Consider the following 25,633-nt stretch of genomic DNA (forward strand, 5'->3'; position numbering starts at 1 on the left):
TGCCACCCTGGAGTTCATGATCAGCCGCGCCGGGACCCCGCGCCTTCGACGCCCCCTGTTGACGTCCGCCTGGCTGCTGGCGTTGACGCTGGCCCTGCTGACGTTCGGCTTCGTCGCCTCGCGGCCGTCCGTCGCGCCGCAGCAGCGCCCGCCCACCGGCCGGGCCGCCGAAGCGCAGCGCGCGATCGACGCGCTCACCCATCCCGGCCCGCAGCCGACCGCGCTGAGTCTGCTGCCCGCCGACTTCACGCAGGTGACCGGCGTCGTCCCGGGTGTGGCGACCGCGCGCGACGGCACCGTCCGGGCCGTGCACGTGGACGGCGGCTGCTCGACGCCGTGGGGCGACGACAACACCAAGTGGGACTACACCGTGCCGTGCAAGGCGCACGACCTGGGCTACGACCTGTTGCGCTACGCCGACAAGATCGGCCAGCCGCTGGGGCCCGCGGTGCGTGCGTCGCTGGACGCGCGGCTGTCGGCCGACATGCACAACGCGTGCCGGATCAACCCGATGGACTCGGCCCGCCTGTGCCAGATCGTGGCGTCGCTGTACTCGGGCGGGCTGGTGCTCAACTCGTGGCACCAGCGGTGGGGACCGCCGGTCGGCGACCCGATCGGGCCGATGCTCGCCGGGATCGCGGTGATCGGCTGCCTGCTGATGTTGCGGATGCGCGGTTGGCTGACCACGCGCCGGGCCCGGCCTCGGCCGCCGGCGCCGGCTCCCGTACTCGCGCCGGCTTCGCGCTGGGTGACGCTCGGCGTGGTGAGCCTGGTGTTGCTGATCTTCGGTGAGTCGGTGATCCAGCTGGCGAGATGGGCCGGTGTGGACGAATCGTGGCTGTGGCCGTTCACCTGGCTCGCACAGCTGGCTCCGGTGTTCTTCTTCGCCGGCGGCCGGGCGAACGCGGCGGGCTGGCAGGCGGTGCTCGACGGCGGCGGGGGCTACCGGCAGTACCTCGCGCACCGGGCGAGCTGGCTCCTGCGGCTCGCGCTGGTGTTCGTGGTGGTGGCGCTCGTCGTGCCGCTCGCGTTGGAACTACTGGGAATTCCGGCCGGTACCAACGGGACGATCGTCCGGGTCGCGCTGCATCCCTTGTGGCTACTGGGTGTTTACCTACTGACCATGGTCGCCGCGCCGGTCATGCTCGCGCTGCACCGCCGGGCCGCGGTCACGACCACGCTCACGGTGCTCGGGTTCGTCGTGCTGGCGGAGCTCGGTGCAGGCTGGCTCGGCTCGAAGATCCCGCAGTACCTCGGCGCGTTCGGGCTCGCCCTGCTCGCGCAGCAGATCGCCTTCGCGGGCCTCGGGAATCGCCGCCGGCTCGTGCTCGGCGCGCTGACCGGCGCCACCGGGCTGATCCTGCTGATCACCGTCGGCGGCACGGACCCGAACCTGCTGGGCACGCCCGGCGCCCCGTCCGCGCTGGCCGCGCCGACACTCCCGGTGCTGCTGCTCGGGACCGTCCAGCTTTCCTTGCTGGGACTGTGTTCGCGGCCGCTGAACCGGCTGACGGCGCAGCCCGTTGTCGCCGGTGTGGTCCGATTCGCCCTGCGCGCGCCGATGAGCCTGTATCTCGGGTTCCTGGCTGCGGTGCTGTTACTCGTGACGGTCGTCTACCTGCCGCCACAGCCGCAAGCCGCGCTCGCGTGGCTGACCGGGCCGCGGACGCTGATGGCGCTGGGCCTGCTCGCGGTGCCCGCGGTGATCGTGTTCTGGTGGTTCGAACGGCACGGCGACGGGCCGGCGCCGCCGCAGCAGCCGGAACCGAAGGGCTGGCTCGCGCACGCGGCCACCGCGCTCGGCACCGGCTTCGCGACGATCGGCCTGTTCGGTTTCGCGCTGACCCAGTTCGGCGGGGACACCGGCCAGACGATGGCCGGCCTGCCGCTGGACCCGATCCAGAACCTGATCCAGCTGATGCTCGGCGTCTTCCTGCTGCACGCGGTCCGCACCGGGCTGAGCGCGGCGACGAGCACCTGGGTGGTCACCGCCCTCGCCTGCGTACCGCCGCTGCTCGAAGTGGCCGACAGGTTCACCACCGACACGGTGACCGTGCTCGTGCACGGGCTCACCGCGTTGTTCGCGGTCGGGGCGGCGGCGAGCACGCTGCTACCTGCTAGAACGGCGGTGGGGACCAGGTAAACCGGGTGTTGTGAACCACATCTGCTGATCGATATGCGACGCTACGGCAACCGGGTGACCCGGTGACGCGTCCCATCGAACAGTCCTTCGCAGCCAGGAAAGGAGACGTCGGCGTGGACAATCCGCCGCGGAACCCGCGTGGGGCGCGCGGTCGTCCGGCGCCGCGGCAGGGCCGGCCCACCGACGCCCGCTACGCCGGCCCGGCCCGCAGGCCCGGCCCGCCGCCCGCGCGCCGGGAACGCCCGGGTCCGCCTCCTGGCCGCCGTCCCGCACCCCCGCCGCGGCGCCGCCGGTACGGCGCGAAGATCGCCGTCGGCGTAGTGTCGCTGCTGGTCATCAGCCTCACCGGGTACGCGTGGGCCGCGATGCAGGGCCTGGTCAGCGGGCTCACCACGGCGGACGTGATCAACGCGGACCAGCCGCCGGACGGCGCGCGCGACATCCTGCTGGTCGGCATGGACTCCCGTACCGACGCACAGGGCAACCCGCTGCCGGACAAGCTGCTCGCCCAGCTGCGGGCCGGTGTTTCCGACGGCGAGGAGAACACCGACACCCTGATCATGGTGCACATCCCGAACGACGGCAGTAAGGCCGTCGCGATCTCGCTGCCGCGCGACTCGTACGTGAACATCCCCGGCGGGTACGGCAAGCACAAGATCAACTCGGCGTACGCGCGGGCGAAGGCCGACGCGCGCAAGAAGCTGCAGGACGGCGGCGACACCGACGCCAAGGACGTCGAGGTCAAAAGCGCCCAGGCCGGCGCGAAGACGCTGATCGCGACGGTCGAGCAGCTGACCGGGTCCTCGATCGACAACTACGCCTCGATCAACCTGCTCGGCTTCTCCGACATCACGCAGGCGATCGGCGGCGTCGACGTCTGTCTCAAGGACAACGTCAACGACTCGTACTCCGGCGCGAAGTTCACCGCCGGCAAGCACACGATCTCCGGGGTCGAGGCGCTCGAGTTCGTCCGCCAGCGGCACGGGCTGCCGCGCGGGGACCTCGACCGCGTGGTGCGCCAGCAGGTGTTCCTGGCCGGGATGGCGCACAAGGTGCTCTCGGCCGGCACCCTCGCCGACCCCGGCAAGCTGAGCAACCTGACCGACGCGATCAAGAAGTCCGTGGTGCTCAACCAGGGCTGGGACATCATCGCGTTCGCCCAGCAGCTCAAGGGCCTCACCGGCGGGCAGCTGCAGTTCCAGACGATCCCGGTGATCAACCCGGACTACGACAGCCCCACCGACGGCAAGGCCGTCCAGGTCGACCCGGGCCAGGTGAAGGGTTTCGTGCAGGGCCTGACCGTGCCGCCGAACGCGCCGGCGCCCGCCGCGCCGACCGTCAACCCCAACGCGGCGACCACTGTGGACGTCCACAACGGAACGTCCAAGTCCGGCCTCGCGGCGACCGTATCCCAGGCGCTGGCCGGCAAGGGCTTCACCGCGGGCGAAACCGCGAACGCGAGTGCCCGGGTCAGCAAGACGACGATCCACTATCCCTCGGGTGGCAAGGACGCCGCACAGAGCGTGGCCGACGGGCTCGGCTCGCCGGCGACGCTGCAGCAGGACACCGCGGTCCAGTCGGGTCACGTCCTCGTCGTGGTCGGCACCAACTACGCGGGCACCGCGCAGGCGATGGAGCAGGCAGCCGCCCCGCCCACCTCGAGCGCGCCCCCGCCGGTCAACGCCGATGAGCAACCGATCACGGCCGATGGCATCACTTGTGTCAACTGAAAGCCATCTTTCGGCCTCTTCTTGTTAGCCCGATCGGCCTAATCCGCGAAACAACTTCAAACACTCGGCCCAAGTCGCGTAAGAGCAAGGCACTCAGCGACTTACATACGCGTGGACACCGCTGATGTTCGACCGGGCGTGCCGGTGCAGGGGTGCGGGCGCGGCGCGACGCAGGGCAGGGGACGAGGAGTGCACATCGACAGCGAGCTCTACCAACGGGTTCTGGGGGAGGAACTCCGGAAACTGCGCCGACGGCGGGGGTGGACTCGCAAGGAGCTGAACCAGCACCTGCAGAGCGATATCTCACTGCAGACGCTGGCCACCTACGAACTGGGCACGCGGCAGTGCTCGGTGTTCCGGCTCGTCGAGTTGTGCCTCGCGATGGACGAACTGCCGCAGGATCTGCTGGCGCGCGTGCACCAGCGCGTCTTCACCGACGAACCCGGCAAGGTACGGCTCGACCTGGCCCAGATCGTCGCCGACCGCCGGGCCGAACTGTTCCCGCTGCGCAGATGGGCCGAGGACCGGCTTCGCCAGCCCGGCACTCCCCGTGAAGTGCAGCTCGACAAGGCCGCCGTCGAGCGGATGGCCGAGCTGTGCGGCCTCACCGCGCCCGAACTTCTCGCCCTGTTACACGGGCTCGCCCCACCAGGCGGCCTGGACCCCGGTGGCGGCGGAGAACTGTAAGCGATCAGCGAAAAGCGGGACCGCCGTGAATTACTTGTCGCCTGCGGTGCCGATTAGTTCGAAATCGCTCGCGGCGACCTTGCGCGTCGCCAGCCAGTAACGCCAGGTGAAACCGGGCCACAGCGTCCGGTTCACCCCCTGCGCGTCGAGGTACCAGCTGCGGCAACCACCCCGCGTCCACACCCCTTTTGCCAGCTTTCGCTGCATCGTGGCGTTGAACCGCTCCTGCACCTCGGGCCGCGTGGCGATCCCTGCCGTCCGCGTGCGCCCGACCAGCTCGATGGCCTCGGCGACGTAACGGGCCTGCGATTCGATCATGAACACAACGGAGTTGTGGCCGAGCCCGGTGTTCGGCCCGAGGAGGAAGAACAGGTTCGGAAAACCCGCCACCGTGATGCCGAGATGGGTGCGCATCCCCTCGTCCGCCCACTCCTTGGCCAGGTTCCGGCCACCCTCGCCGACGATCTCGAGGTTCTCGAACGCGTCGGTGACATGGAAGCCGGTGCCGAAGATGATCGCGTCGACCTCGTGCTCCACGCCCGCGCCGTCGACGATGCTGTGCTCCCGCACCTCGGCCACGCCGTCGGTACGCACGTCGACGTTGTCCCGGGCGAGCGCCGGGTAGTAGTCGTTCGACAGCAGCACCCGCTTGCACCCCAGCACGTAGTCGGGGGTCAGCCGCGCGCGCAGCGCCGGATCCTCGACGCTGCGGTCGATGTTCCATTTGCCCAGCCGCTGCGTCAGCTTCATCAGCGTCAGGCCGCCGTTGTTGTAGCCGACCGCGCGTGATTCGAGCGACCAGTAGAGCAGGTCGCGGTACGCCGTCTGGAGCGCCGGCACCTTGCGGAACAGCGTGCGTGCCCAGTCCGGCACCTCGTGGTCGGGCTTGGGCAGCACCCACGGCGGCGTGCGCTGGAAGACGGTCAGCTGAGCGACCTCCGGCGCGATCCGCGGGATGAACTGGATCGCGCTCGCCCCGGTGCCCACCACCGCGACCCGCTTGCCGCGCAGGTCGTAGTCGTGGTTCCAGGTGGCCGAGTGGAACGTCTCCCCCTTGAAGTTCTCCAGCCCGTCGAGTTCGGGGATCTGCGGCAGGTGCAGCGCACCCAGCCCGTTGACCAGGTAGCGCGCCGCGAACTCGTCGCCGCCCCTCGTGGCGACGTGCCAGCGGTGCTCTTCCGGGTCCCAGCGCGCTCCGGTCATTTCCTGGCCGAAGCGGATGTGCGAGTACAGGTCGTACTTGTCCGCGACGCCGCGCAGGTAGTCCCAGATCTCCTGCTGCGGCGAGAACGCCCGCGTCCACTCCGGGTTCTGCGCGAACGAGAACGAGTACATGTGCGACTGGATGTCGCAGGCACAGCCCGGATACGTGTTGTCGCGCCAGGTGCCGCCGACGTCGGCCGCCTTCTCCAGGATCACGAAGTCCCGGTGGCCCCGCTCGAGCAGCTGGACTGCCATGCCGAGCCCGGAGAACCCGGTGCCCACGATGACGACTTCCGCTTCGGTGCGCTTGCCCATTCGCCTACCCCGCACTTCGCCGTTGTGTGTTACCGCGAGTCCACCTTACTTGAAGTAGGTTACGTCCGGTAGAGTGTCCGTCGTGAGCACCCGCAAGCGCATGCCCCGGGCCGAGCGCGAGCGACAGATGATCGAGGTCGCCGAGTCGGTGTTCGCGGAACGCGGGTACACCGCGGCCTCGATGGACGAGATCGCCGAGCGAGTGGGCGTGTCCAAGCCGATGCTCTACGAGTACTTTCACTCGAAGGAAGGCCTGCTACTGGCGTGCATCGCCGAGTCGCGGGCCGAACTGCGCAAGGTCACCGAGGAGTCGGTGGCGGGCGCCACCTCCCCCGAGGACGCGTTACGACGGGGCCTGCTGGCGTTCTTCGTGTACATCCGCGAGCGGCGACAGGCATGGTCACTGCTGCGGCACGAGATGGTCTTGATCGGTACATCCGCCTCCGACGAGATCGAGGCCACCCGGCGGCAGCAGACCGATCTGATCGCCAAGCTGATGACCGGATACCTCGATCTGGGGTCCCCCCTGCGGGTGGAAGCAGTCGCGGAATTCGTCGTCGGCGCGTGCGAACGGCTCGCAATCTGGTGTGAACGGCACGTCGAGGTGACACCTGAACGGGCTACTGACTACGCCATGGATGTCCTCTGGAGTGGGCTTCGCGGACGCGCTGGGTGAGCAGATTCGACACGCTCGTGCAGATGCGCGTGCATCTGCTAGCTAGTAGTCACACAGAGCACATTTGTGCCGAATACTTGTGACCCAGAGTCGTGTTGAGGTATCGATAGACGCGAGCGAGTTCAGTAAACGGTCGCTCGAGTTACGCCCGATCGGGGGAACCGATCGGCGTCACAAGGCGGTGACACCGGGGTCCCACTCGTGGGCCAGGCAAGCCGATGCAGGGGTGGGAGGACTGATGGCCGAACCGATCATGGCGCGCTACGTCCAGGAGAACGACGACTGGGCGATCACCGTCGACGGGCAGGGCAAGACGCTGAAGGGCAGGGCGCCCGGCATCATCGCCGCGCGCGACAACGTGGACCAGCTCGTCGAATCGCTCGGCGCGGACGCGAAGGGTGCCACCGTCGTTCACCTGCTGAACGGCAGTGCGCTCGACTTCACCGCGGCCTACATGACGGCGCGGCTGTCACGGCCCGAGCAGGCGCCGGTCGAAGTGCCGGAGCCCGCGGAGTCGCCGGAAAAAGTCGTGGCGGCCAAACCGGAGGGCAAGTCGCCGGATGACACTGAGCCCACTGCGGTGCCGGCTCAGCAGTCGGAGGAGCAGGCAGGCACGGCGAAGCCGCAGAACAAGGCCACCCGTCGTCCGAAGGCGAAGCTGACCGCGGACATCGGCGACGCGCTGGAGACCTCGTCGAAGCCGGCCGAGGTCCCGGCGACCACGGAGAAGGCGGAGGCGGCCAGCCGGAGCTGACCCGTGCCCGGGCACGCGCCCGAGCACGGGCGGCTGTCAGCGGAAGAGCTTGCGCACCAGCAGCGCGACGATGAGCACGCCGACGCCGATGAGCGGGAACTTCACCTTGGGGTCATCGAGCTTCGCGAGCACGCTCGTTTTCGCGGAGTCGGCCAGCTTCTTGGGGTCGGCCTTCTCGCCGAGCTGGTCCAGCGTCGAGGCCAGCGCCTCGCGGGCATGCTCGATCTCACGCTCGATGGTGTCGGGGTCGCGCGCCACCAGTCCTCCTCGATTTCGGCAGGGCACCACCGTAGATGACGACCGGGTGGCGCTCGTACCGGCCACGCCGGAACCACCCCGGCCCGGCGGCTAGGCTGGGCAGGTCGCGCCCGTAGCCCAATTGGCAGAGGCACACGGTTTAGGTCCGTGCCAGTGAGAGTTCGAGTCTCTCCGGGCGCACCGCTGCCCGTTTCGTCTGGTGAGCGAAAATCGACGGCGTGCTGTTGCTGAATCTCCGCTCCGGCGGCGGCAAAGCCGGACATTTCGGGCTGGCGGGCACCCGCAACCACTTCGCGGCCGACCGCGACGCGAAGATCGGGCGGAAGATCACGCGTCTTCTGCCGGGGTCGAAGCCCGCGGCCACCACCGCAGCGTCAGCGCCCCGGCGGCGACCCCGAGCGTGAGCCCGGCGAAGACGTCGCTGCGGTAGTGCGCGCCGGTCACGACTCGCGAAGCAGCGACCCCGGACGCCAGGACGGCGACGGGGACCGCCAGCGCCGGGTGTTCGATGGCCACGCCCGTGGTGAACGCGGCGGCCGAGGCGGAATGACCGGATGGGAACGAACTCGTGATCGGCGGCCGGCGCAGTCGCCGCGCGGCCGGGATCCCGTCCAGCGCCGGGCGTCGCCGGCGCACCAGGCTCTTGAGCACGACATTCGTGGTGAAGCTCGCGATGCTCAGCGCCATCAGTCCGCGCACCGCGCCGCGCCGGGCGCCCGTGTTCCCGCTTGCCGCCAGCACGCCGCCGACGGCCATCCACAACCGGCCGTGGTTGGCCCACCTGCCTAGTGTCGGTAGCACCGTGTCCCGCATACCGCCGATCACACCACCACGCCCGGCTGTTCGTCGAACCGTCCAACGTGGCCGCTTATTTCTTGACCTCGTAGCGCAGGATGACGATGCCGTTTTCGAACAGGGTGGCCTCGACCGGCGTCCAGCAGAAAACGCATGAGTTTCAAGCTCCCCCACAGCCAGATTTCCTTGCCGCTCCTCCCCTTGAGCTCACGGACGGTGGCGGCCGGGTCGCGCGTGATGGTCGCGGTGTCCTCGTCGGCGTAGGGCCAGTATCCCTTGGCCTGGGCGTAGGTGTTCGCGCCGAGGATCATCGTGTCGACCGAGTCGATGAGCCCCATCACGCTTGCCTTGAACGCGGGGGTGGTCGCCTCGGAGAACGGCTCCGCCGCTACAAAGCCGAGCGATGGTGCGGCCACCGCATCTGCCACCGGGACGGAGCCGTCAGGCCGGTCTCGACACCTCGCCGGTTCTGGGATTTCTCTGTGAGTCTCGCCGGTTCCCGGCCGGTGTTGGACAGACTGGGGGCATGGCGGAAGCTCGGATCCTGGTCGTCGACGACGACGAGTTCTTGGCGGACGCGGTGTCCACGGCGTTGCGCTACGAAGGCTTCGACACCGCGGTGGCCGGTTCGCGGGCGGGCACGCTCAACGCCGTCCGCCAGTACCGGCCCGATCTGATCGTGCTCGACATCCTGCTGCCGGACGGGTCGGGCCTCGACGTCTGCCGTGCGCTGCGCCGGGCCGCGTGCCAGGCGCCGGTGGTGTTCCTGACCGCGCGCGACGACACCGAGGACCGCATCGCCGGGCTCACCGCCGGCGGGGACGACTACCTCACCAAGCCGTTCAGCCTGGGCGAGCTGATCGCCCGGATCCGGGCCGTGCTGCGCCGGACCGGCACGACGCGAGGCCAGGCCGCCCTCGCGGTCGCCGACCTGGAGATCGACGAGGCGGCACACCAGGTCCGCAAGGGCGGGCAGCTGGTCGAGCTGACCCCCACCGAGTTCCGGCTGCTGCACTACCTCGCCGTCAACGCCGGAACAGTGCTCACCAAGAGCCAGCTGCTGGATCACGTGTGGCAGTACGATTTCGGCGGCAACGACGGCGTGGTCCAGACCTATGTCAGCTACCTGCGCCGCAAGGTCGACACCGGGCACCCTCGGCTGATCCACACGGTGCAGCGGATCGGGTACGTGCTCCGGCCACCGGATCCCGCGCCGTGAGGCGGGTATCCCTGCACACCCGGCTGGTGCTCACCGTCTGCGCGCTGGTGCTGGTCGGGCTCGTCCCGCTCGCGGTCGCCACCTTCGGCGCCTTGAACGACTGGCGCGCCGCGCACGACACCGAAACGCTCACCGACACCAGCCGCACCCTCGCCGCCGACCTCGCCCAGGGCGGCGAGCTCACCAGCACCCCGCTGGTGACCGCGCTAGCCACGCACGGCGATGTGCCGTCGTTCTTCCAGCTGCGCCGGGACGACGGGACGGTGCTGCAGACCGTGTCCGCCGGCCCGGTCCCGCCGCCGACGACCGCACCCGGCACGGTGCGGGTTCCCGGCTGGCTCGTGCATACAGAACCGGTCGGCGCGGACACGGTGCTCGTCACGGGCATGCGCACCAGCGTCAGCGACGAGCTGCTGGCCCGGATCCGGCGAGTGGTGATCTTGCCCAGCACACTCGCGTTCGTCGGCGTGCTCGGGCTCGCGGTGTGGCTGGTCCGGCGGGAGCTGCGGCCGCTGGCCCGGATCGCCCGCACCGCGCAGGCGATCGGCGACGGTGACCTGACCCAGCGCGTCGAGCCGGCCGGGCCGCGCACCGAGGTCGGCCGGCTCGGGTACGCCCTCAACGGCATGCTCAACCAGCTCGAAACCGCGTTCGAGCAACGGCGCGCCTCCGAACAGCGGCTCCGCGGGTTCCTCGCGGACGCCGCGCACGAGTTGCGCACGCCGGTCGCCACCATCCGCGCCTACGCCGAGCTGTTCCGCCGCGGCGCCGCCGACCGGCCCGCCGACCTCGCCCGCGTGACCGCTCGCATCGAATCCGAGGCCGAGCGGATGGGCGTGCTCGTCGACGAAATGCTGCTGCTGGCCCGTCTCGACCAGGGCCGGCCACTCGACCTGCGCGCGTGCGATCTCAACGATCTCGCCGCGGACGCGATCGCCGCGGCCCGCGCGACCGACCCCGACCGCCCGCTGGAGCTGCACACAGACGGCGAGCCGGTGATCCTGATCGGCGACGCGACCCGGCTCCGGCAGCTCCTCGACAATCTTCTCGCCAACGTCCGTGCGCACACCCCGTCCGGCACCGCGGCCACGCTGACCGTGCGCGCTGACGGGGACGCCGCGACCGTCGAGGTCACCGACTCCGGCCCCGGTATCCCCGCGGACGACCGACCCCGCGTGTTCGACCGCTTCTACCGCGGCGCGCACACCCGCACCGGCGGCACCGGGCTGGGGCTCTCGCTGGTCGCCGCGATCGCGCAGGCGCACGACGGCACCGCGACCGCTCATCCCGGACCGGGCGGAACCGGCACCTGCATCCGTGTCCAGCTCTCCCGGCGCATCGTCTCTTCGTAGGCGCCGATCGCGGTGTGCGGGTCGCCGGGCCGCTCAGCCAGCGCGTCGCGGAGGCGCTGCGCGTCCCGCATCGCGAGGTTGGCGCCGAAACCCGGGGCGAGGTGGATGGCATCGCCGATGAGCGTCACCGGACCGGCCGGCCAAGGCGGCACGGGCGGAATCATCGCGATGCGGAGTTCGACCGTGAGGTCCGGCCACGCCTGATCCAGGATCTGCCGCAAGGCGGGATGCCCGACCGGCGCCTGCGCACCAGGGACTGTCCACATGAGATAGTCCTCGGCGTTGTCGACCGTGGCGGAACTCAAGGCGGGCAACCACTTCCGCCGGGCGATGACCGGTGGTTCAGTGAATCGCAGCGCGGCGAGCACCATGGTCGTGCCGCGCACCTGGGCGTTGGTGGCACTGTCGCCGATCAGTTCGAGCAGCCTGGTATCGGCCACCGCGCGAAGTGGGGTCGCGCCCATCACCATGCGCTTTCCCGTGTCGATTACCTGCGCCTGCGGGAGGTACTGGCGGCGCACCGCCGAGCCGATCCCGTCGGCGCCGACGAGCACATCCGCGGTGTCGGTGCTGCCGTCGGCGAACCAGGCCCGGACGGTGCCGTCCGGACACTGTTCGAACCGGCTGATTCCCGCGTCGAACCGGACCACGTCCTCCAGCCCGGTCAGCAGCACAGCCCGCAGCAGTCGCCGGTTGACCGGGCGACCGGGGCGCGCAGCCGTGGTGGCGTCGAGAGGTTGGCTGCGCACAACGGAAAGCCGTCCATCCACTTCGGACACAACCAGCGTGCGTTCCCGTGGCGCGCCCATGGTCGCCTCGACCATGGCGAGGTGCGCGGGAGGCAGGCAGGCGCGCAGTGCCCCGGCTCCCCGATCGTCGATGTGCAGGCTGACGCCCTGTGGCCGCCCGTCCGGTCCGTCCCGCTCGTACACCGTGACGTCGATTCCGGCCTGGCGTAAGCCTTGTGCCAGCGTCAGTCCGCCGATTCCCGCGCCCGCCACGATCACACGCATTCGACGCTCCGCTCCGTGCGGAGAATGCGCCACGAGATGTAGACGCACGCGCCCAGCGCCGGCGTCTTCAGCACCGTCGACGCGAGTCCGAGCCCGAGGACCTGACCGCCGAGGTACAGCGGCGTCAGTACCGCACACGACAGGACGAACTTGGCCAGGAACACCGTGGTGCACAACTGGTATCGCCGCACCCGGGCGGGATCGCGCCGCCAGGCGAACCGTTCGCCGCGGATCGCGCCGAGCCCCAGCCCGACGATCGGCCACCGCACCAGGATCGACACCAGCGCCACGAGCGCACCGGCGTAGCCGGTCAGCACGTCGGTCAGGTAGAAGTCCACGCCGCGGCCGGTGCTTCCGGCCAGCAGCGCGGAAAGCCCGACCGCGACCAGCGCGGGCGCCGCCTGCCACCACTTCCGGCCGGTGCACACCCCGGCGATCGCGAACACCAGCACGCCGCCGACGGCGACCAGCGCGGACGTCGGCACCTGGCCGGTGAGCAGGTAGACGACGAGGAACAGCATCCGGGAGACGACGGCCTCGGCGACCGTGCGCCAGCCGCCCATCGCGGCGAACAACGACAGCGAGCGCTGCGTCAGCAGGTTCATCATGCACCCGAGGATCGGGCGCCGATCTCAAGATTCCCTGCGAGAACCCCGCGAAATCGCTGCGAACCGGGTTTCCGGCGCGCCAGAACAAGCTGCCCGGCCACCTGCCAGTGTCGTCGCCTGGCGGGAAAGGCCATCGCCATCGGTTGTGGCTAGTACGCGACGCCCATGATGGTTTGGATCGTCTCGGGGCGCTGGATGGCCTGGAGCATCAGGTGGGCGACGTCGGCGCGCGAGATTTTGCTGCCACTCTTGAGGTTCTGACCGTATGCGGTGCGGTAGCGGCCGGTCAGCGGCTTGTCGTTCAGCTGTGGCGGCCGGATGATCGTCCAGTCCAGGCCGCTCGCGCGCAGCTCGTCCTCCATCACGGCCAGGTCGGCGTAGTGCTCGCGAAGCACCCGTTTGACCATCGGGGTCAGCAGGTTCCGCATGACGAAACCTTCGCCGGGGTCGTGCTTGGGCGGGTGCGGGTTCCCCGGGGACGCCACCGTGCCGATGGGGGCGGCGCTGACGACGGCGATCCGCCGCACACCCGTCGCCTTCATCGCGTCGATCATCTCGAGGGTGCCCCGGCCCGCGACGCCCGCTTCGGCTTTGGTGCGGGCGCCCAGTCCGGAAAGGACGGCGTCGGCGCCGGACACCGCGGACTCCAGCACGGCGAGATCGGGCGACGCCAGGTCCGCGGTGACGATGTTGACCGGCGCCGACACTTTCGCCGGGTTCCGCACGACGGCGGTCACCTCGTGTCCGGCCGCCACGGCCTGCTCGACGAGCTGCCGGCCGATACCCCCGGTCGCCGCGAAGATCGTCAGTTTCATGACAGGAACGCCTCCTTGTTGTCAGTGGCCCATTCGGCGAACGTCCGGGCCGGGCGGCCCAGGATCGCCGCCACCTCGCCGGTGCTCGGTTCGGGTGTGCCGGCGGTTTTCGCCAGCAATGCCAGCAAGGCGTGGCCGAACCCGGCCGGCAAGCCGATCTCGGCGAACCGGCGCGAGGCCAGCTCGGGCGGGACCTCGTGGTAACTCAGGTTCCGCCCGAGAACCTCACCAATGGTCTGAACCATCTCCTGCTGGGTCAGCGACCGCGGGCCGGTCAGCGCCACCTTCCGGCCGACCAGGTCGTCGTGCAGCAGCGCGTGCGCGGCGACATCGGCGACGTCCCATTCGTCGATGGGCGCCCAGCTCGCGGCCGGGTACGGGCCGTACACGACGTCGCCTGCGCGGATCTGGCCCGCCCAGGTGCCGACGGCGTTCGAGCAGAACATCGTCGGCCGCAGGCTCACCCATTCCAGGCCGCTGTCGATCGCGGCCGCCTCGACCTCTTTGTTCAGGTCGCCGCGATACCGAGACGGCTGGGCGTCGAGGGGATCGTCGACATTGATCGCGGACAGCGCCACGACCCGCCGGACACCGTGCGCGCGGGCACGGGCGACCAGGTCGGCGGCGGCGTCCCCGACCGCACGCGGGTTGAGGAAGACCGACGTGACACCGTCCAGCGACGAGTCGATCTCCACGCCCGCCGGCAGGCCGGGGTCGGGGTTGCGGGTGACGGCACGGACCTTCGCGCCTTGCAGGGTGAGCGACTCGACCAGCGGCCGCCCGACGTTTCCGGTGGCTCCGGTTATCAGGATCATGCCCACACGACGGGCGGCGCGCGGAAAAAGTGACAAGCTGGACCTGTCACTTTCCGGGGATCAGTTTCGTCGTGGTGGGTATGTACGAACCGAGTGATGACCGTTTCGCCGAGGTGTGGCGCAGTAGCCGCGCCTACCTGACGGACGTCGCGTTCCGCATGCTCGGTGACATCGGCACTGCGGAGGACGTGGTCCAGGAGGCGTTCGTCCGGTTGTCGCGCACCGAGCCCGGCGAGATCGACGACGAGCGCGGCTGGCTGACCGTGGTCACCGGCCGGCTGTGCCTCGACCACATCCGGTCGGCCAGGTCACGCCGGGAGCGGACACAGGACAGCGCGGTGCTCGAGTCGATGGCGCCGGTGGCGCCGGATCCGGCGGACCGGATCACCCTCGACGACAACGTGCGCACCGCGCTGTTCGTCGTGCTGGAACGGCTCAGCCCGGCCGAACGGGTGGCGTTCGTGCTGCACGACGTGTTCCAGCTGCCGTTCGAGTCGATCGCGGAGACCCTCGGGCGGCCGGTGACGACCTGTCGCCAGCTCGCCCGCCGGGCCCGGCAGAAGATCGCCGGTGAGCCGGGCCGCGTGCACGAGGTCGTGCCCGCGGAGCACCGGCTGGTGACCGAGAAGTTCATCACGGCCTGCTACAACGGCGATTTCGGCGCGCTGCTCTCGGTGCTGCATCCCGACGCCTGGGGTATCGCCGAGCCGCTGCCGGGCGCTCCGTTCGGGCCGCAGGTCAGCCGCGGCCGCGAATCGGTGGCGCACAACCTGGTCCACTTCTATCAGGGGCTGAGCCTGGTGTCCGTGCCGCCGACCGTGCTGTGCTACGCCGGGCAGGAACTGTTCGCAGTACTCACCCTGACCGTCACCGGCGACGTGATCACCAAGTTGCACGCCACGATCGATCCGCTCGTGTGGCTGTCCGTCCGAAGAGAACAGAGCTAGCCCGGCTTCCATTGTGGACGGACTACCGGGGCGGGTACTGCTGCTGCCCCGGGTACTGCTGGCCGCCGGGATACTGCTGCCCCTGCGGCGAGTAAGGCTGCTGTCCCTGCGGCGGATACTGCTGCTGCGGGTACGAACCGCCGCCGGGGTACTGCGGCGGGTACGGCGGGTCCGGGAACCGGGGCTGGTTGCTGTTGGCACCGTCGGCACCGATGTAGCGCGCGCTGCCGAAGCCGAGGATCGGGATGCAGATCCACGGGAAGAAGACGGTCAGCACACCGAACCCGGTGCCCTTGCCGTACGCCTTCGCCAGGTCGATGTAGATGATGAACAGCAGAATGATGTCCACCAACGGGATCAGCAACAGGAAAATCCACCACCACGGCCTGCCGGCGACGCGCAGCAACACGATCGTGTTGTAGATCGGGATGATCGCGGCCCAGCCGGGCTGGCCCGCCTTGCTGAAGACCCGCCACATCGCGGCAATCATCAGCACCGCGAAGGCGAGGCCCACGAGGCCGAACGCGATCGCGGCGCCAGGACTCAGTGACGCCTGGTACTCGTATTGATACTGCTGGGTGATGAGCACGTCCCGCGTCCTTCCGATGGCCTGCACGAGCGCGGTCAGCGTAACCGCTGACATCGCGAGGTATGCGCGGATTCACCGAATAAGTCGTCCTAACGGCGCCGCCGGGCGCGGGCCAGGGCACCGAGCAGGAGCGTGACCAGGACATCTTCGAGTTTGGGTCCGAAATGGACGCGGAAGTCGGCCAGTGACGGATCGTCGGCGTAGGCCTCCAGCATGCCCGGCGACGGCCGGGCCGTGGTCCAGATCGCGCCGGTGACCAGCGTGGCATTGGCCGCCGCGGCCTCGGCGCGGTCGCGCAGCTCGGGCAGGTGCCGTCGCAACTGGACGGCCAGCGCGTCCACACTGGCCAGCGCCTCGCGCTTGTACCGTGCCGCGACGGCGGCCGACACGTTCTGCTCCAGGACCGCGGCCTGCTCGCTGAGCAGATCGCACAGCACCTCGCGTCCGGTGAGTGACCGGACGACCACGGTCGCGATCTGCGCCGCGCGGTCGCTGGGGCTCGCATCGCGGTCGACGCCCGCGTCGAACAGGCCGGGCAGCTCCTCGATCCAGTCCGTCCACTCCGCATTCAACAGCTCGAGCAGGATCGCTTCCCGCGACTCGAAGTAGCTCAGCACGTTCGACTTCGCGCGCCCGACACGGCGGCTCAGCTCGTTGAGGCTCACCGCGCGCACGGGCATCTCCTCGAGCATCTTCGCGGCGGTGTCGAGGATCGCGCGACGCCGCGTCTCCCGCTGCTCGGCGCTTCGGGCGCGCTGGAAGTCCGCCATGTCACACAGTTTACCGACCGCCGGTCCTTTGACAGCAGACCGCCGGTCTCCTATTCTCGATGGGGACAGGAGACCGGCGGTCTCCTATACGAGGAAGGTAAGCCATGTCCAAGGTTTGGTTCGTGACAGGCAGTTCGCGGGGGCTGGGCCGGTCGATCGCCGAGGCGGCGCTGGCAGCGGGTGACCGGGTCGTCGCGACCGCGCGCAAGCCCGAACAGCTCGATGACCTGGTCGCCCGGTACGGCGACAAGGTGCTGCCCTTAGCGCTCGATGTCAGCAGCGCGACCGACGCCGAAAAGGCCGTGCGGCACGGCGCGGAAACGTTCGGGCGGCTGGATGTCGTGGTCAACAACGCCGGCTACGGCGATATGGCCGCGGTCGAGGATGTGACGCTCGACGACTTCCGCGCGCAGATCGACACCAACCTGTTCGGTGTGGTGCACGTGACGAAGGCCGCCCTGCCGATCCTGCGCGAGCAGGGTTCGGGCCACATCTTCCAGGTCTCTTCGGTCGGTGGCCGGGTCGGCACGCCGGGTCTCGCGGCCTACCAGAGCGCGAAATGGGCGGTCGGCGGTTTCTCGACCGTGCTCGCCCAGGAAGTGGCGCCGCTCGGGATCAAGGTCACCGTGCTGGAACCGGGCGGGATGCGCACCGACTGGGCGGGGTCGTCGATGACGGTGCCGCCGGTCAGCGAGCCCTACCGCGGCACCGTCGGCGCGTTCGCCGACATGGTGCGGTCCGGAGCGAGCCAGGCGGGTGCCGACCCGGCCGACGTCGCCCGCGTCGTGCTCGCCCTCGCGGGCCGCGACGACGCTCCCGTGCGGCTGTTGCTCGGCCCGGACGCCCTGCAGGTCTCGGACGCGGCCGCGCACGCACTGTCCGAATCGGACACTAAGTGGCGCACCGTTTCCGAGACGCTGCAGGTGCGATAGGGAACTACGGAACCGGCGGGGTGCCGTGGGTGTGGAAGGACTCGATGGTCTTGAGCCCCCACGCCTGGCCCTTCGCGCGTTCGGCCTGGGTCCAGCTGATCGTCTTCCAGTCCGGCGCGAAGATCAGGCGGGCGACCGGGTTGCACAGCTCGATCCGGTTGCCGCCCGGCTCGTAGACATACAGGAAGAACGTCTGCTGGATCGCGTGCTTGTGCGGGCCCGTCTCGATGAAGACGTCGTTCTCGAGGAAGATGTCGGCCGCACGCAGGATGTCCTCACGGGTGTCCGTCGCGAAGGCGATGTGGTGCAGGCGCGCGTGGCTGCCCGTCCAGTCCTCTGTGTACACCAGGTCGTAGGACTTGCTGGCGAAGTGCAGCCACTGCGCGGCGATCTTGCCGTCGTCGAGCACGATCTGTTCGGTCGCCTCACCGCCCAGCAGCTCCGACACGAACTCGCCGTTGGGGCTCACCTGCGCCGCCAGGTAGTTCACGTGGTCCAGCCGCCGCACGCACACCCCGTGCCCCGGATAGGCCTGCGCCTGGTTCTTCAGCGCCGGGCGCAGCTCCTCCGGTGGTGTGTACCACTCGCTTTCCCAGTACAGCTCGAACTCGTGGCCATCCGGGTCCTTGCACAGGTACGTCGGGCCGATGCCCTCGTCACCGTCGATCCAGCCGACGCCGAGGCCCGCGGTGTCGATCGCCTTCACCCGGCGATCCAGCGCTTCCTGGCTCGACGCGCGCAGCGCCGTGCGCCGGATACCGGACGTGCTGTGCGCGGTGAGCTTGAGGCTGTGGTGCTCGTAGTCGTCCCACGTGCGCAGGTACACCGAGTCGCCGGCGCGGCCGTTTTCGGTCAGCCCCATGACATGCGTAAAGAACCACAAGCTCTTCTCGGGTTCGGGGGTGAGCAGTTCGACGTGGCCGAGATGGGCGATGTCGTGCAGCGGGGCCATCGAGCTCTCCTAGGGTCCGGTCGGGTCAGAGCCCGTACTTGTCCGCGGTCACGTACTTGACGCCGAGTTCGCTGAGCTTGTCGCGGAGTCCGTAGCGGTCGAGGCCGAGTTCGCCGTTCCGGAAGGCTTCCCGGGTGGCTTCTTCCTTGGTCGCACGCGCCTGCGCCGCTTCGAGCGCCCGGTCCACGTCCGCGCGCGGCACGACGACGACCCCGTCGTCGTCGGCGAGGATCGCGTCACCGGGCACGATGTGTTGCCCGGCAACGGTAATCGGGATGTTCACCGCGCCCGCAGTGGCCTTCACGGTGCCCTGCGCGGAGACAGCGGCCGACCACACGGGGAAGTTCATCGCGTGCAGTTCGGCCACATCGCGCACACCCGTGGTGGTGACCAGACCCCGGACGCCACGGTGCCGCAGCGCTGTCGCGAACAGTTCGCCGAACAGGCCGTCGGTGTTGGGCGACGTCGTCGTGACCACGAGCAGGTCGCCGGGCTGGGTCTGTTCGACGGCGGCGTGGATCATCAGGTTGTCCCCCGGCCAGCACACCACCGTCACCGCCGTGCCGCCGATGCGCGAACCGAGATGCGTAGGACGCAGCGCGGGGCCGAGATATCCCGTGCGGCCCATGGCTTCGTGCACGGTGGCCACCCCGTACCCGGCAAGCTTGTCCACAGTGGACAGATCCGCGCGCGGCGGGTTCGTGACGATCACGCCGGTCATGCCAGCTCCCCGGTCACCTGCGGGTACAGCCGCACGTAGGCCTCGCCCATGGTGCTGTGCGGCAGCCCGAGGTTCGGCCCGGCGTTGCGCTTGACCTGCACACCGCGCCGTTTCGCGAGATCCGTGTAGTAGTCCCACATGTGCTGCTGCGCCGGCAGGCATTCCATCGCCGCGCGCTTGGTGTCGAACACGGAGGTGATGTCCAGCAGCACGTTGGGCTTGAAGTCGCACTGCTCGGGCTGGTGGGGTTCGAAGAAGAACACCGGCGGCGCCCCCAGCGGCTCGCCCGGCGCCTCGTACCCGACGGCCTGCGCGAGCACGCGCGCCTGCAGGGCCATGCGGGCGGCGGCCGGGTGATCGCCGTTGTACGGGTCCACCAGGGGATGCGTCAGCACGACGGTCGGGACCACTTCGCGGTAGACGCGCACGATCCGGTCGACCAGCTCCGGCGACTCGACCAGCGGGTAGTCCCCGGCGTCGAGGAACTCGATCTCCGCGCCCAGTGCCTTCGCAGCGTTGGTGGCCTCCTCGCGGCGGATCTGCTTGATCTGTTCGAGGGAGTTCCCCTCCCGCCACGCCTTCGCCGACTCACCGCGTTCGCCATAGGTAAGGCACAACACGGTGGCGCGGTCCCCACGGGCCGTGGCCAACGCGATCGCCCCCGCCGCACGCCAGACGAAATCGCCCGCGTGCGCACTGACCACCAACAACGAACCCATTGCAGCTCCTCGGAAGTACTCGGCTCTAAGCCGACCCTAGGAGCGCCACCACAAGATTGTCAACAATTTGGTAGACGATCTGCTCAGGTCTTCCGCCCGGTGAAAGCCAGCAGCCGATCGCTTGCACCCGCCAGCGGCGAGACCAGCAGCGGCGGCCCGAACCGGCCCGACCGGTCGTCGCCGGTGATGAAGAACGGCGCCAGATCGAGGAGTTCCTCGGCCAGCGCCGCCGGCAGCGGGCGCTCGTGGCCGCAGGCCCGCGCGACATCCCAGCCGTGCACCGCGACCTCGACCGCGCCCGCGCTGGTCAGGATGCCCGTGGTCAGCGGGCTGCCGCCGACGGACACCGAACCCGGCGCGTCCGCGGCACTCCACGCGGCGAGCAAGCGGCAGGCGCGGTCCTTCAGAACCGTGACGGGGTCACCGGAGCCGGCCTCGGGCACGTCGAGCGTGACGTGCCCGAGGTCGGCGGCTTCGTGCAACGCGAGCAGCGAATCGTCCATGTGCGCCAGGAGTTCGCGCAGGTTCCAGTCCCGGCAAGGAGTGGGGCGCGGCAGCAGCGCGGGTGTCACGAGGTGCAGGCTGCCGAGGGTGTAGTTGACCGCGCGTTCGAGCAGCCCGATGCCGCCGACCAGCGCCGCCGCGCCCTCATCGATCATCGAGCCAGGACCTCGGGGAGGCCGAACTTCGCGAACAGCGACAGGTCGAAAAAGCACGCGACATGCTCGACGCCGGACGCCGACAACGTGAGCACCGGCAGGTTGAACGGCCGGTAGACGTCGCCGTCGCGCATGTACAGGCCGAACGCGGGCTGTCCGTTCGCCCGGGTCGGGACGAGCCGCATGTCGCCGGGACCATCGGCCGGGCACTGGGTGTCGATGAGCCGCGCGATGTTCTCCGCGCCCTGGTACCAGCCGATGAACGGCGGCATCTCCCAGACGGCGTCCTTGGTGAACAGCTCGACCATCGCGGTGATGTCCTTGCGCTCGAACGCGTCCACGTACCGGTCCAGCAGCTCACGCTGGTCCGCGGCGCTGGGCTCGACGACCTCTTCCTCGTGCGGGGTGACCTCGGCCAGCTGCGTGCGGGCGCGCTGGAGAATGCTGTTGACCGCGGTGGTCGTCGTGTTGAGCACCTTCGCGACCTCGGCGGCGCGCCACTGCAGGACGTCACGCAAGATCAGCACGGCGCGCTGGCGCGGCGGCAGATGCTGCAGCGCGGCGATGAGCGCGAGGCGGATGGTCTCCCGGGAGGTCACGATCGCGGCGGGGTCGGACTGCTCGGCGCCGACCATCGCGTCCGGCACGGGTTCGAGCCACGGCACCTCGGCCTGCTCGACCAGCTCGTCGCCGGCTTGTGCGCCCGGGTTGCCGAGTCCCGTCGGCAACGGGCGTTTGCCGCGGTTCTCCAGCGCGGTCAGGCACACGCGGGTGGCGATCCGGTAGAGCCAGGTGCGCAGCGACGAACGGCCCTCGAACTTCTCGTAGGACTTCCATGCGCGCAAGTAGGTCTCCTGCACCAGATCCTCGGCGTCGTGCACCGAGCCCAGCATGCGGTAACAGTGCGCGAGCAGCTCACGTCTGTACGGGTCGGCCTGACGAAGGAAATCCTCGTCGGCCGGTCTCTCGGTCAGTGTCATGGTCACCAGCATCGCCTCCACTCCGGTGCCTGTACAGACCAGGCGAACCGGCGAAACTCATCGGTGCTGGCGCGGCCGGTTTTCCGGCGGCAGGCCGCGCGCCGCTTCGGCGAGCACGCCACGTAACCACAGATGGCCGGGGTCCTCGTCGAAGTTCGCGTGCCACCACAACTTCTCGACGATCGGCTCAGGATTGCCGGGACATTCGAGGACCCGCAGGCCCAGCCGCCCGGCGACCTGGTGTGCGAGACGCTCCTGCAGCAGCGCGACCCGGTCGGTACCGGCGACCAGGTGCGGCACCGCCTGGTAGCTCTCGACACGCACCGCGACCTGCGGCCGGATGCCGAACGTCGTGAGCTGTCGCGCGATCGGCGCGGCCGTCGGATAGCCCTGGTTGGGCTGGTAGGGCACGACCCAGAACAGGCGCGCGAGGTCATCGAGGCTGGGCTGGTCCGTGTCCAGCTCGCGGTTGGCCTCGGCGACGACGCACACCCAGCGATCGCGGAACAGCTCCGCCGACCGCAGCCCGGGGATCCGGAACCGGCCCGCCGGCGGGGCGATCATGCCGTCCATCAGGCGCACGTTCTCCTCGACGTCGGCCGCCATCGCCTCGCGCACCAGACGCAGGTGCAACCGGACCCGCGGGGCCCGCTCGTCCAGCAGCCGCGCGAGATGCTCCCCGAGCACGGCGATCGTGTAGTCGGCGACGAGCAGCGTGAACTCGCGGCGCGAAACCTTCGGATCGAAGCTCTCCCCCGCGGCGAACAGCCGTTCCGCCGCCGCGCACACGACCTCGACCTGCTCGGCGAGCTGGGTCGCGAGCGGCGAGAGCACGTAACCGCCCTTGCCGCGGACGAGCAGCTCGTCGCCGAAATGCCGGCGCAGCCGGGAGAGCGCCGCGCTCGCCGCGGGCTGGGTGACGCCGACCCGCTCGGCCGCGCGCGTGACGTTGCGCTCCCGGATCAGCTCTCGCAGCATGACCAGGAGGTTGAGATCCAGGTTCGCCAGATGCGCCACGGGTCGATTCATGACCGTCCGAGTGTAGGTGGACAACCGGCCGTGCGACGCACCTTCAGTCGTGGACGCTGCCCGGCGGGTACGTCAGGTCTATCGCCTGCTCGGGCACCTTGAGCGACTTGTGCAGGATCCCGCGCATGATGGGCTCCGGCGCCAGGCAGTCCTCGCAGGCTTCCGGGTCGGCGACCGAGATCCGCACATCCACCCGTCCGTCCACTACGGACACATCGAGCGCGTAGCCGTCCGCGGCGAGCGTCTTCCGCATCGCCTCCAGGCCGTTCGGGTCGATCACGCTTTCCCTCCCACCGGAACGGCTTTCCCGCTCCACAATCCGAAAACCCTTACCACCATGGACATCGCGGCATTGCGGGCGCCGGCCACCACGATCGGAAGCCGCGCCGGGTCCGGCAGGAACCGGTCGAAAACCTCGTCGTCAGCCGGGGAATCAGCCGCATGCCGGACACCGTTCTCGGTCAGCCCGTTCTTCCCCGCCCGCCGCAGATCACCGCGCCGCCGACCGACGTGCTCGACGAGCCACGCCTGCACGTCCGCCTTCGAAAACCCTTCCTTCGCCAGCATTTGCGCGTGTTCCGGGCCGAGCACCAGCCCGCACGGCGCCTCGCGGAAGATCACCGCGCCGGTCCGGGCCATGGTGTCCGCGATGTCCGTCAGCACCTGCCCGGGATCCTGCGTGTGCCGATTGTCGACGTACTCGCAGGTGCGCAACAGCATCGCCGAAACGGCACTTGTCCCCTCGTCCAGTCCACATTCGACGGACAGCGGCTTCCACGGGCTCTCTTCCTCGTTCTCCGCGATACAGATCGACCACCGGCCCGGCAGCCCCTGTGTCGCCTGCTCCAGGACATGCGGCCGCACCCCGAACGCGTTGCGCACGATCAGCCCGATCGCCCGCGCGACTGTCGCGTTAGGACGGAAGCCCGGCCCGAACACCCCGCCGGTGCTGTTGAACCCCAGCTCAGCGCGCACCGGTCCGTTCACGACAATCAGCGGCGCCGGTCCACTCGTGCTCTGCCACCCGCCGCCGCGCGCGGCCCGGTCGCTCATCACCGCTTCGAAAGCCGCCAGCACCACCGGAAAGTACTCGGGCTTGCAGCCGGCCATCGCGGCGTTGATCGCGGCCAGTTCGACCGTGCAGTCGCGGCCGACCTGCTCGATCCGGCCGATGACCTCCTCGGGCGCACGCGAAGTGTGCGCAAGAAACTTGTCGACAAGTGACCGCGACGCGGGGACGACGGGCAACCCGTCAGTCCAGTCCTGCTCGTAGCAGTACTCGATGGCCTCCTGCGCCGCGCCCGGGTCGGTCATGGCTTCGTCAGAATGTTGACAATCTCCGGCAGGACGTCTTCGGCGCGCTTGCGCACCTCGTCGGGGTTGAGCACCGCGACCGGGTGCGCGGTTTTCGCGTAGTGGTAACCCTTCGCATCGCGCAACTCGGCCATCGCGTCCGCGGTGACGACGAACGCGTCGCTGCAAATCACCGCCGCGGGCACCCCGTTGCGCTCGAACGCGACCCCGTCCGCGACCGCCGAAGCGCTGCACGAACCGCAGTCCCCAACGCCGGTGATCACCGCGTCGCAGCTGTCCTTCAGCTCCGCGAGCTGATCGTCGGGCACCGGCAGCGCGAACGACTTCTTCACCACCGGCTTCACGGCGGCGACCCCGTGCCGGGAGACGAGCAGCCTGCCCAGCTCGTCGAGGAACAGGGCCGCGTTCTGCTTGGTGTTGGACAGCAACCCGATCGTCGCGCCGTCGAGCCGCGCCCGCTCCCGGGTCAGGACCGCGGTCCCGGCGGACGCCGTGCGCTGCCCGCCGGTCGGGTCGAGGATCGCCTCAGGCATGCTCGATCACCCCTCGGATGTTCTTGCCCGCCAACATGTCCCGGTACCCGTCGTTGACCTCGTCCAGCCGGTACCGGTGGGTGATCAGCTCGTCGAGCTTCAGCTGCCCGGCGCGGTAGAGGTCGAGCAGCAGCGGGATGTCGTGCAGCGGGTTCGCGCCGCCGAACAGCGCGCCGTGGAATTTTCGCTGGTAGAGCGTCATCAGCGCGCCCGGCAGGTCGTACTTCCCGACGCCGGTGATGGTGACCTGGCCGTCCTTCCCGGCCAGGTCCGCGCCGGTCCGCACGACGTCGCTGGTCATGATGCCGACGGTCAGGATCACATGGTCGGCGAGCTGCCCGCGAGTCGTGTCGACGAGGAACTCCCGCGCCTGCACGGGATCGGTGAACGTGTGGGTGGCGCCGAGCTTGGCGGCCATCTCCAGTTTGAACGGCACCGGGTCGATCGCGATCACGGTCTTCGCGCCGGCATACTGCGCGCCCTGCACCGCGTTGATGCCGACCCCGCCGATGCCGAAGATCACCACGGTCTGGCCGGCCCGCACACCCGCCGCGTACACCGCCGATCCCCAGCCGGTGGTGACCCCGCAGCCGACGAGCGCGGCCACCTCGGGCGCGATGTCCGGTTCGTAGCGCACACAGGAGGTCTCCGACAGCACGGCGTACTCGGAGAACGTGCCGAGCACGCACATCCCGCCGAGGTCGTCGCCACCGGCGTGGAAGCGGAAGGTGCCGTCGGGCAGCTTGCCGGTGCCCGCGTTCAGGCCCGCGTCGCACAGGTTCTGCCGCCCCGTCGAGCAATACCGGCATTTGCCGCAGACCGGGATGAACGAGCAGACGATGTGGTCGCTCTCCGCCACCCGGGTCACGCCCGGGCCGGCCCGCTCGACGATGCCGGCGCCCTCGTGCCCGCCGACCATCGGCAGCCGCGCGGGCGAGTCACCTGCGCGGATGTGGTCGTCCGAATGGCACAGGCCGGCCGCCTCGAACCGGACCAGCACCTCGCCCGCCTTCGGCTCGTCGAGCGCCAGTTCCTCGAGCTCCCACCACTTGTCCGGTCCCGCTTCCCGCAGCACCGCGGCCTTGGTCGTCACCATGGTCCGATC

At 69.7% G+C, this 25,633-nt stretch carries 29 protein-coding genes and 1 tRNA gene; 10 read left to right on the top strand and 20 right to left on the bottom strand.

What is annotated here, in order from left to right; genetic code table 11:
• Window positions 1-16: 16 nt before the first annotated feature.
• The 3 genes from LOZ83_RS05660 (at window position 17) to LOZ83_RS05670 (ending at window position 4,560) form a co-directional block, all read left to right on the top strand.
• A complete protein-coding gene (locus LOZ83_RS05660; RefSeq protein WP_236789106.1) occupies window positions 17-2,143 on the top strand; it encodes a phospholipase A2 in 2,127 nt (708 codons plus the stop codon).
• Between the two features lie 113 nt (window positions 2,144-2,256).
• Window positions 2,257-3,873 carry an LCP family protein gene (locus tag LOZ83_RS05665; RefSeq protein ID WP_236789107.1) on the top strand — a complete coding sequence of 539 codons (1,617 nt, stop codon included), beginning with the start codon at window positions 2,257-2,259 and terminating at the stop codon, window positions 3,871-3,873.
• A 189-nt stretch (window positions 3,874-4,062) separates the two neighbouring features.
• Window positions 4,063-4,560 carry a helix-turn-helix domain-containing protein gene (locus LOZ83_RS05670; protein ID WP_236789108.1) on the top strand — a complete coding sequence of 166 codons (498 nt, stop codon included), beginning with the start codon at window positions 4,063-4,065 and terminating at the stop codon, window positions 4,558-4,560.
• Window positions 4,561-4,590: 30 nt separating this feature from the next.
• Here LOZ83_RS05670 and LOZ83_RS05675 read toward each other — a convergent pair whose 3' ends face one another.
• Window positions 4,591-6,078, bottom strand: coding sequence for an NAD(P)/FAD-dependent oxidoreductase (locus tag LOZ83_RS05675; RefSeq protein WP_236789109.1), 1,488 nt, complete (start codon window positions 6,076-6,078; stop codon window positions 4,591-4,593).
• 100 nt (window positions 6,079-6,178) lie between these two features.
• Between LOZ83_RS05675 and LOZ83_RS05680 the strand changes: the two genes are divergently transcribed.
• Together LOZ83_RS05680 and LOZ83_RS05685 are read left to right on the top strand one after the other, a co-directional pair.
• Window positions 6,179-6,754: a TetR/AcrR family transcriptional regulator gene (locus LOZ83_RS05680; RefSeq protein WP_236789459.1), complete on the top strand. Its 576-nt coding sequence runs from the start codon at window positions 6,179-6,181 to the stop codon at window positions 6,752-6,754.
• A gap of 238 nt (window positions 6,755-6,992) precedes the next feature.
• Complete coding sequence (locus tag LOZ83_RS05685) at window positions 6,993-7,508, top strand: hypothetical protein (protein WP_236789110.1); 516 nt, start codon at window positions 6,993-6,995, stop codon at window positions 7,506-7,508.
• Window positions 7,509-7,544: 36 nt separating this feature from the next.
• Here the strand turns inward: LOZ83_RS05685 and LOZ83_RS05690 are convergent, their stop codons facing one another.
• Entirely contained in the window at window positions 7,545-7,766 is a 222-nt protein-coding gene (locus LOZ83_RS05690; RefSeq protein WP_236789111.1) for a DUF3618 domain-containing protein, read from the bottom strand.
• Between the two features lie 106 nt (window positions 7,767-7,872).
• Here LOZ83_RS05690 and LOZ83_RS05695 point away from each other — a divergent pair.
• Window positions 7,873-7,946: transfer RNA gene (locus tag LOZ83_RS05695), tRNA-Leu, on the top strand.
• Between the two features lie 147 nt (window positions 7,947-8,093).
• Here the strand turns inward: LOZ83_RS05695 and LOZ83_RS05700 are convergent.
• A complete protein-coding gene (locus tag LOZ83_RS05700) occupies window positions 8,094-8,579 on the bottom strand; it encodes a phosphatase PAP2 family protein (RefSeq protein ID WP_236789112.1) in 486 nt (161 codons plus the stop codon).
• A gap of 8 nt (window positions 8,580-8,587) precedes the next feature.
• Window positions 8,588-8,989, bottom strand: coding sequence for a hypothetical protein (locus LOZ83_RS05705; protein ID WP_236789113.1), 402 nt, complete (start codon window positions 8,987-8,989; stop codon window positions 8,588-8,590).
• Window positions 8,990-9,087: 98 nt separating this feature from the next.
• Between LOZ83_RS05705 and LOZ83_RS05710 the strand changes: the two genes are divergently transcribed.
• Both LOZ83_RS05710 and LOZ83_RS05715 read left to right on the top strand, forming a co-directional pair.
• Window positions 9,088-9,780: a response regulator transcription factor gene (locus tag LOZ83_RS05710; protein WP_236789114.1), complete on the top strand. Its 693-nt coding sequence runs from the start codon at window positions 9,088-9,090 to the stop codon at window positions 9,778-9,780.
• A complete protein-coding gene (locus LOZ83_RS05715) occupies window positions 9,777-11,132 on the top strand; it encodes a cell wall metabolism sensor histidine kinase WalK (RefSeq protein ID WP_236789115.1) in 1,356 nt (451 codons plus the stop codon). Before LOZ83_RS05710 ends, LOZ83_RS05715 begins: the two co-directional genes overlap by 4 nt.
• Here LOZ83_RS05715 and LOZ83_RS05720 read toward each other — a convergent pair.
• The 4 genes from LOZ83_RS05720 to LOZ83_RS05735 form a co-directional block, all read right to left on the bottom strand.
• Window positions 11,063-12,145, bottom strand: coding sequence for an NAD(P)/FAD-dependent oxidoreductase (locus tag LOZ83_RS05720; RefSeq protein WP_236789116.1), 1,083 nt, complete (start codon window positions 12,143-12,145; stop codon window positions 11,063-11,065). The two genes, LOZ83_RS05715 and LOZ83_RS05720, sit on opposite strands and share 70 nt — an antisense overlap.
• A complete protein-coding gene (locus tag LOZ83_RS05725; protein WP_236789117.1) occupies window positions 12,136-12,753 on the bottom strand; it encodes a DUF3159 domain-containing protein in 618 nt (205 codons plus the stop codon). The genes LOZ83_RS05720 and LOZ83_RS05725 overlap by 10 nt, the downstream gene beginning before the upstream one ends.
• A gap of 149 nt (window positions 12,754-12,902) precedes the next feature.
• On the bottom strand, window positions 12,903-13,568 hold the full coding sequence (locus LOZ83_RS05730) for an NAD(P)-dependent oxidoreductase (protein WP_236789118.1): 666 nt from the start codon (window positions 13,566-13,568) through the stop codon (window positions 12,903-12,905).
• On the bottom strand, window positions 13,565-14,383 hold the full coding sequence (locus LOZ83_RS05735; RefSeq protein ID WP_236789119.1) for an SDR family oxidoreductase: 819 nt from the start codon (window positions 14,381-14,383) through the stop codon (window positions 13,565-13,567). Before LOZ83_RS05735 ends, LOZ83_RS05730 begins: the two co-directional genes overlap by 4 nt.
• Before the next feature lie 80 nt (window positions 14,384-14,463).
• Between LOZ83_RS05735 and sigI the strand changes: the two genes are divergently transcribed.
• Complete coding sequence (gene sigI / locus LOZ83_RS05740; RefSeq protein ID WP_236789120.1) at window positions 14,464-15,330, top strand: RNA polymerase sigma factor SigI; 867 nt, start codon at window positions 14,464-14,466, stop codon at window positions 15,328-15,330.
• 22 nt (window positions 15,331-15,352) lie between these two features.
• Here sigI and LOZ83_RS05745 read toward each other — a convergent pair whose 3' ends face one another.
• Together LOZ83_RS05745 and LOZ83_RS05750 are read right to left on the bottom strand one after the other, a co-directional pair.
• The gene (locus LOZ83_RS05745) at window positions 15,353-15,973 is read right to left on the bottom strand and encodes a DUF5684 domain-containing protein (RefSeq protein WP_236789121.1); all 621 of its coding nucleotides are present in this window, start codon (window positions 15,971-15,973) and stop codon (window positions 15,353-15,355) included.
• Between the two features lie 35 nt (window positions 15,974-16,008).
• Complete coding sequence (locus LOZ83_RS05750) at window positions 16,009-16,689, bottom strand: TetR/AcrR family transcriptional regulator (protein ID WP_236789122.1); 681 nt, start codon at window positions 16,687-16,689, stop codon at window positions 16,009-16,011.
• 104 nt (window positions 16,690-16,793) lie between these two features.
• On the opposite strand from LOZ83_RS05750, the gene LOZ83_RS05755 reads away from it, so the two are divergent.
• Complete coding sequence (locus LOZ83_RS05755; protein ID WP_255823089.1) at window positions 16,794-17,621, top strand: SDR family NAD(P)-dependent oxidoreductase; 828 nt, start codon at window positions 16,794-16,796, stop codon at window positions 17,619-17,621.
• 4 nt (window positions 17,622-17,625) lie between these two features.
• On the opposite strand, the gene LOZ83_RS05760 is transcribed toward LOZ83_RS05755, so the two are convergent.
• The 10 genes from LOZ83_RS05760 to LOZ83_RS05805 all read right to left on the bottom strand — a co-directional run bounded on the left by LOZ83_RS05760 (window position 17,626) and on the right by LOZ83_RS05805 (window position 25,624).
• Window positions 17,626-18,573 (bottom strand): catechol 2,3-dioxygenase, encoded by a 948-nt coding sequence (locus LOZ83_RS05760; protein WP_236789124.1) that lies wholly within the window; start codon window positions 18,571-18,573, stop codon window positions 17,626-17,628.
• A 25-nt stretch (window positions 18,574-18,598) separates the two neighbouring features.
• Window positions 18,599-19,294, bottom strand: coding sequence for a 4-carboxy-4-hydroxy-2-oxoadipate aldolase/oxaloacetate decarboxylase (locus LOZ83_RS05765; protein WP_236789125.1), 696 nt, complete (start codon window positions 19,292-19,294; stop codon window positions 18,599-18,601).
• On the bottom strand, window positions 19,291-20,013 hold the full coding sequence (locus LOZ83_RS05770) for a PIG-L deacetylase family protein (protein ID WP_236789126.1): 723 nt from the start codon (window positions 20,011-20,013) through the stop codon (window positions 19,291-19,293). Before LOZ83_RS05770 ends, LOZ83_RS05765 begins: the two co-directional genes overlap by 4 nt.
• Window positions 20,014-20,096: 83 nt before the next feature.
• A complete protein-coding gene (locus tag LOZ83_RS05775; RefSeq protein ID WP_236789127.1) occupies window positions 20,097-20,672 on the bottom strand; it encodes a TIGR03086 family metal-binding protein in 576 nt (191 codons plus the stop codon).
• Complete coding sequence (locus LOZ83_RS05780; RefSeq protein ID WP_236789128.1) at window positions 20,669-21,652, bottom strand: sigma-70 family RNA polymerase sigma factor; 984 nt, start codon at window positions 21,650-21,652, stop codon at window positions 20,669-20,671. The genes LOZ83_RS05775 and LOZ83_RS05780 overlap by 4 nt, the downstream gene beginning before the upstream one ends.
• 57 nt (window positions 21,653-21,709) lie before the next feature.
• A complete protein-coding gene (locus LOZ83_RS05785) occupies window positions 21,710-22,681 on the bottom strand; it encodes a LysR family transcriptional regulator (protein WP_236789129.1) in 972 nt (323 codons plus the stop codon).
• Window positions 22,682-22,724: 43 nt separating this feature from the next.
• Window positions 22,725-22,961 carry a hypothetical protein gene (locus tag LOZ83_RS05790; protein WP_236789130.1) on the bottom strand — a complete coding sequence of 79 codons (237 nt, stop codon included), beginning with the start codon at window positions 22,959-22,961 and terminating at the stop codon, window positions 22,725-22,727.
• Complete coding sequence (locus tag LOZ83_RS05795; RefSeq protein ID WP_236789131.1) at window positions 22,958-23,995, bottom strand: hypothetical protein; 1,038 nt, start codon at window positions 23,993-23,995, stop codon at window positions 22,958-22,960. The genes LOZ83_RS05790 and LOZ83_RS05795 overlap by 4 nt, the downstream gene beginning before the upstream one ends.
• On the bottom strand, window positions 23,992-24,528 hold the full coding sequence (locus LOZ83_RS05800; RefSeq protein WP_236789132.1) for a UGSC family (seleno)protein: 537 nt from the start codon (window positions 24,526-24,528) through the stop codon (window positions 23,992-23,994). Before LOZ83_RS05800 ends, LOZ83_RS05795 begins: the two co-directional genes overlap by 4 nt.
• Window positions 24,521-25,624 carry an NDMA-dependent alcohol dehydrogenase gene (locus LOZ83_RS05805; RefSeq protein WP_236789133.1) on the bottom strand — a complete coding sequence of 368 codons (1,104 nt, stop codon included), beginning with the start codon at window positions 25,622-25,624 and terminating at the stop codon, window positions 24,521-24,523. Before LOZ83_RS05805 ends, LOZ83_RS05800 begins: the two co-directional genes overlap by 8 nt.
• Between the last annotated feature and the right edge of the window lie 9 nt (window positions 25,625-25,633).

Origin of the sequence: Amycolatopsis sp. GM8, from assembly GCF_021653975.1 — a bacterium.
Classification (GTDB): domain Bacteria; phylum Actinomycetota; class Actinomycetes; order Mycobacteriales; family Pseudonocardiaceae; genus Amycolatopsis_E.

Bases quoted from the DNA above. Each gene is read 5' to 3' on its own strand.
- LOZ83_RS05680 (WP_236789459.1), top strand. From the start codon at position 6,179: ATGCCCCGGGCCGAGCGCGAGCGACAGATGATCGAGGTCGCCGAGTCG.
- LOZ83_RS05760 (WP_236789124.1), bottom strand. From the start codon at position 18,573: ATGGCCCCGCTGCACGACATCGCCCATCTCGGCCACGTCGAACTGCTC.
- LOZ83_RS05725 (WP_236789117.1), bottom strand. From the start codon at position 12,753: ATGATGAACCTGCTGACGCAGCGCTCGCTGTCGTTGTTCGCCGCGATG.
- LOZ83_RS05660 (WP_236789106.1), top strand. From the start codon at position 17: ATGATCAGCCGCGCCGGGACCCCGCGCCTTCGACGCCCCCTGTTGACG.
- LOZ83_RS05735 (WP_236789119.1), bottom strand. From the start codon at position 14,383: ATGATCCTGATAACCGGAGCCACCGGAAACGTCGGGCGGCCGCTGGTC.
- sigI (WP_236789120.1), top strand. From the start codon at position 14,464: ATGTACGAACCGAGTGATGACCGTTTCGCCGAGGTGTGGCGCAGTAGC.
- LOZ83_RS05750 (WP_236789122.1), bottom strand. From the start codon at position 16,689: ATGGCGGACTTCCAGCGCGCCCGAAGCGCCGAGCAGCGGGAGACGCGG.
- LOZ83_RS05700 (WP_236789112.1), bottom strand. From the start codon at position 8,579: ATGCGGGACACGGTGCTACCGACACTAGGCAGGTGGGCCAACCACGGC.
- LOZ83_RS05730 (WP_236789118.1), bottom strand. From the start codon at position 13,568: ATGAAACTGACGATCTTCGCGGCGACCGGGGGTATCGGCCGGCAGCTC.
- LOZ83_RS05755 (WP_255823089.1), top strand. From the start codon at position 16,794: ATGTCCAAGGTTTGGTTCGTGACAGGCAGTTCGCGGGGGCTGGGCCGG.
- LOZ83_RS05780 (WP_236789128.1), bottom strand. From the start codon at position 21,652: ATGACACTGACCGAGAGACCGGCCGACGAGGATTTCCTTCGTCAGGCC.
- LOZ83_RS05745 (WP_236789121.1), bottom strand. From the start codon at position 15,973: ATGTCAGCGGTTACGCTGACCGCGCTCGTGCAGGCCATCGGAAGGACG.
- LOZ83_RS05765 (WP_236789125.1), bottom strand. From the start codon at position 19,294: ATGACCGGCGTGATCGTCACGAACCCGCCGCGCGCGGATCTGTCCACT.
- LOZ83_RS05800 (WP_236789132.1), bottom strand. From the start codon at position 24,528: ATGCCTGAGGCGATCCTCGACCCGACCGGCGGGCAGCGCACGGCGTCC.
- LOZ83_RS05770 (WP_236789126.1), bottom strand. From the start codon at position 20,013: ATGGGTTCGTTGTTGGTGGTCAGTGCGCACGCGGGCGATTTCGTCTGG.
- LOZ83_RS05775 (WP_236789127.1), bottom strand. From the start codon at position 20,672: ATGATCGATGAGGGCGCGGCGGCGCTGGTCGGCGGCATCGGGCTGCTC.
- LOZ83_RS05710 (WP_236789114.1), top strand. From the start codon at position 9,088: ATGGCGGAAGCTCGGATCCTGGTCGTCGACGACGACGAGTTCTTGGCG.
- LOZ83_RS05805 (WP_236789133.1), bottom strand. From the start codon at position 25,624: ATGGTGACGACCAAGGCCGCGGTGCTGCGGGAAGCGGGACCGGACAAG.
- LOZ83_RS05720 (WP_236789116.1), bottom strand. From the start codon at position 12,145: ATGCGTGTGATCGTGGCGGGCGCGGGAATCGGCGGACTGACGCTGGCA.
- LOZ83_RS05795 (WP_236789131.1), bottom strand. From the start codon at position 23,995: ATGACCGACCCGGGCGCGGCGCAGGAGGCCATCGAGTACTGCTACGAG.
- LOZ83_RS05785 (WP_236789129.1), bottom strand. From the start codon at position 22,681: ATGAATCGACCCGTGGCGCATCTGGCGAACCTGGATCTCAACCTCCTG.
- LOZ83_RS05685 (WP_236789110.1), top strand. From the start codon at position 6,993: ATGGCCGAACCGATCATGGCGCGCTACGTCCAGGAGAACGACGACTGG.
- LOZ83_RS05675 (WP_236789109.1), bottom strand. From the start codon at position 6,078: ATGGGCAAGCGCACCGAAGCGGAAGTCGTCATCGTGGGCACCGGGTTC.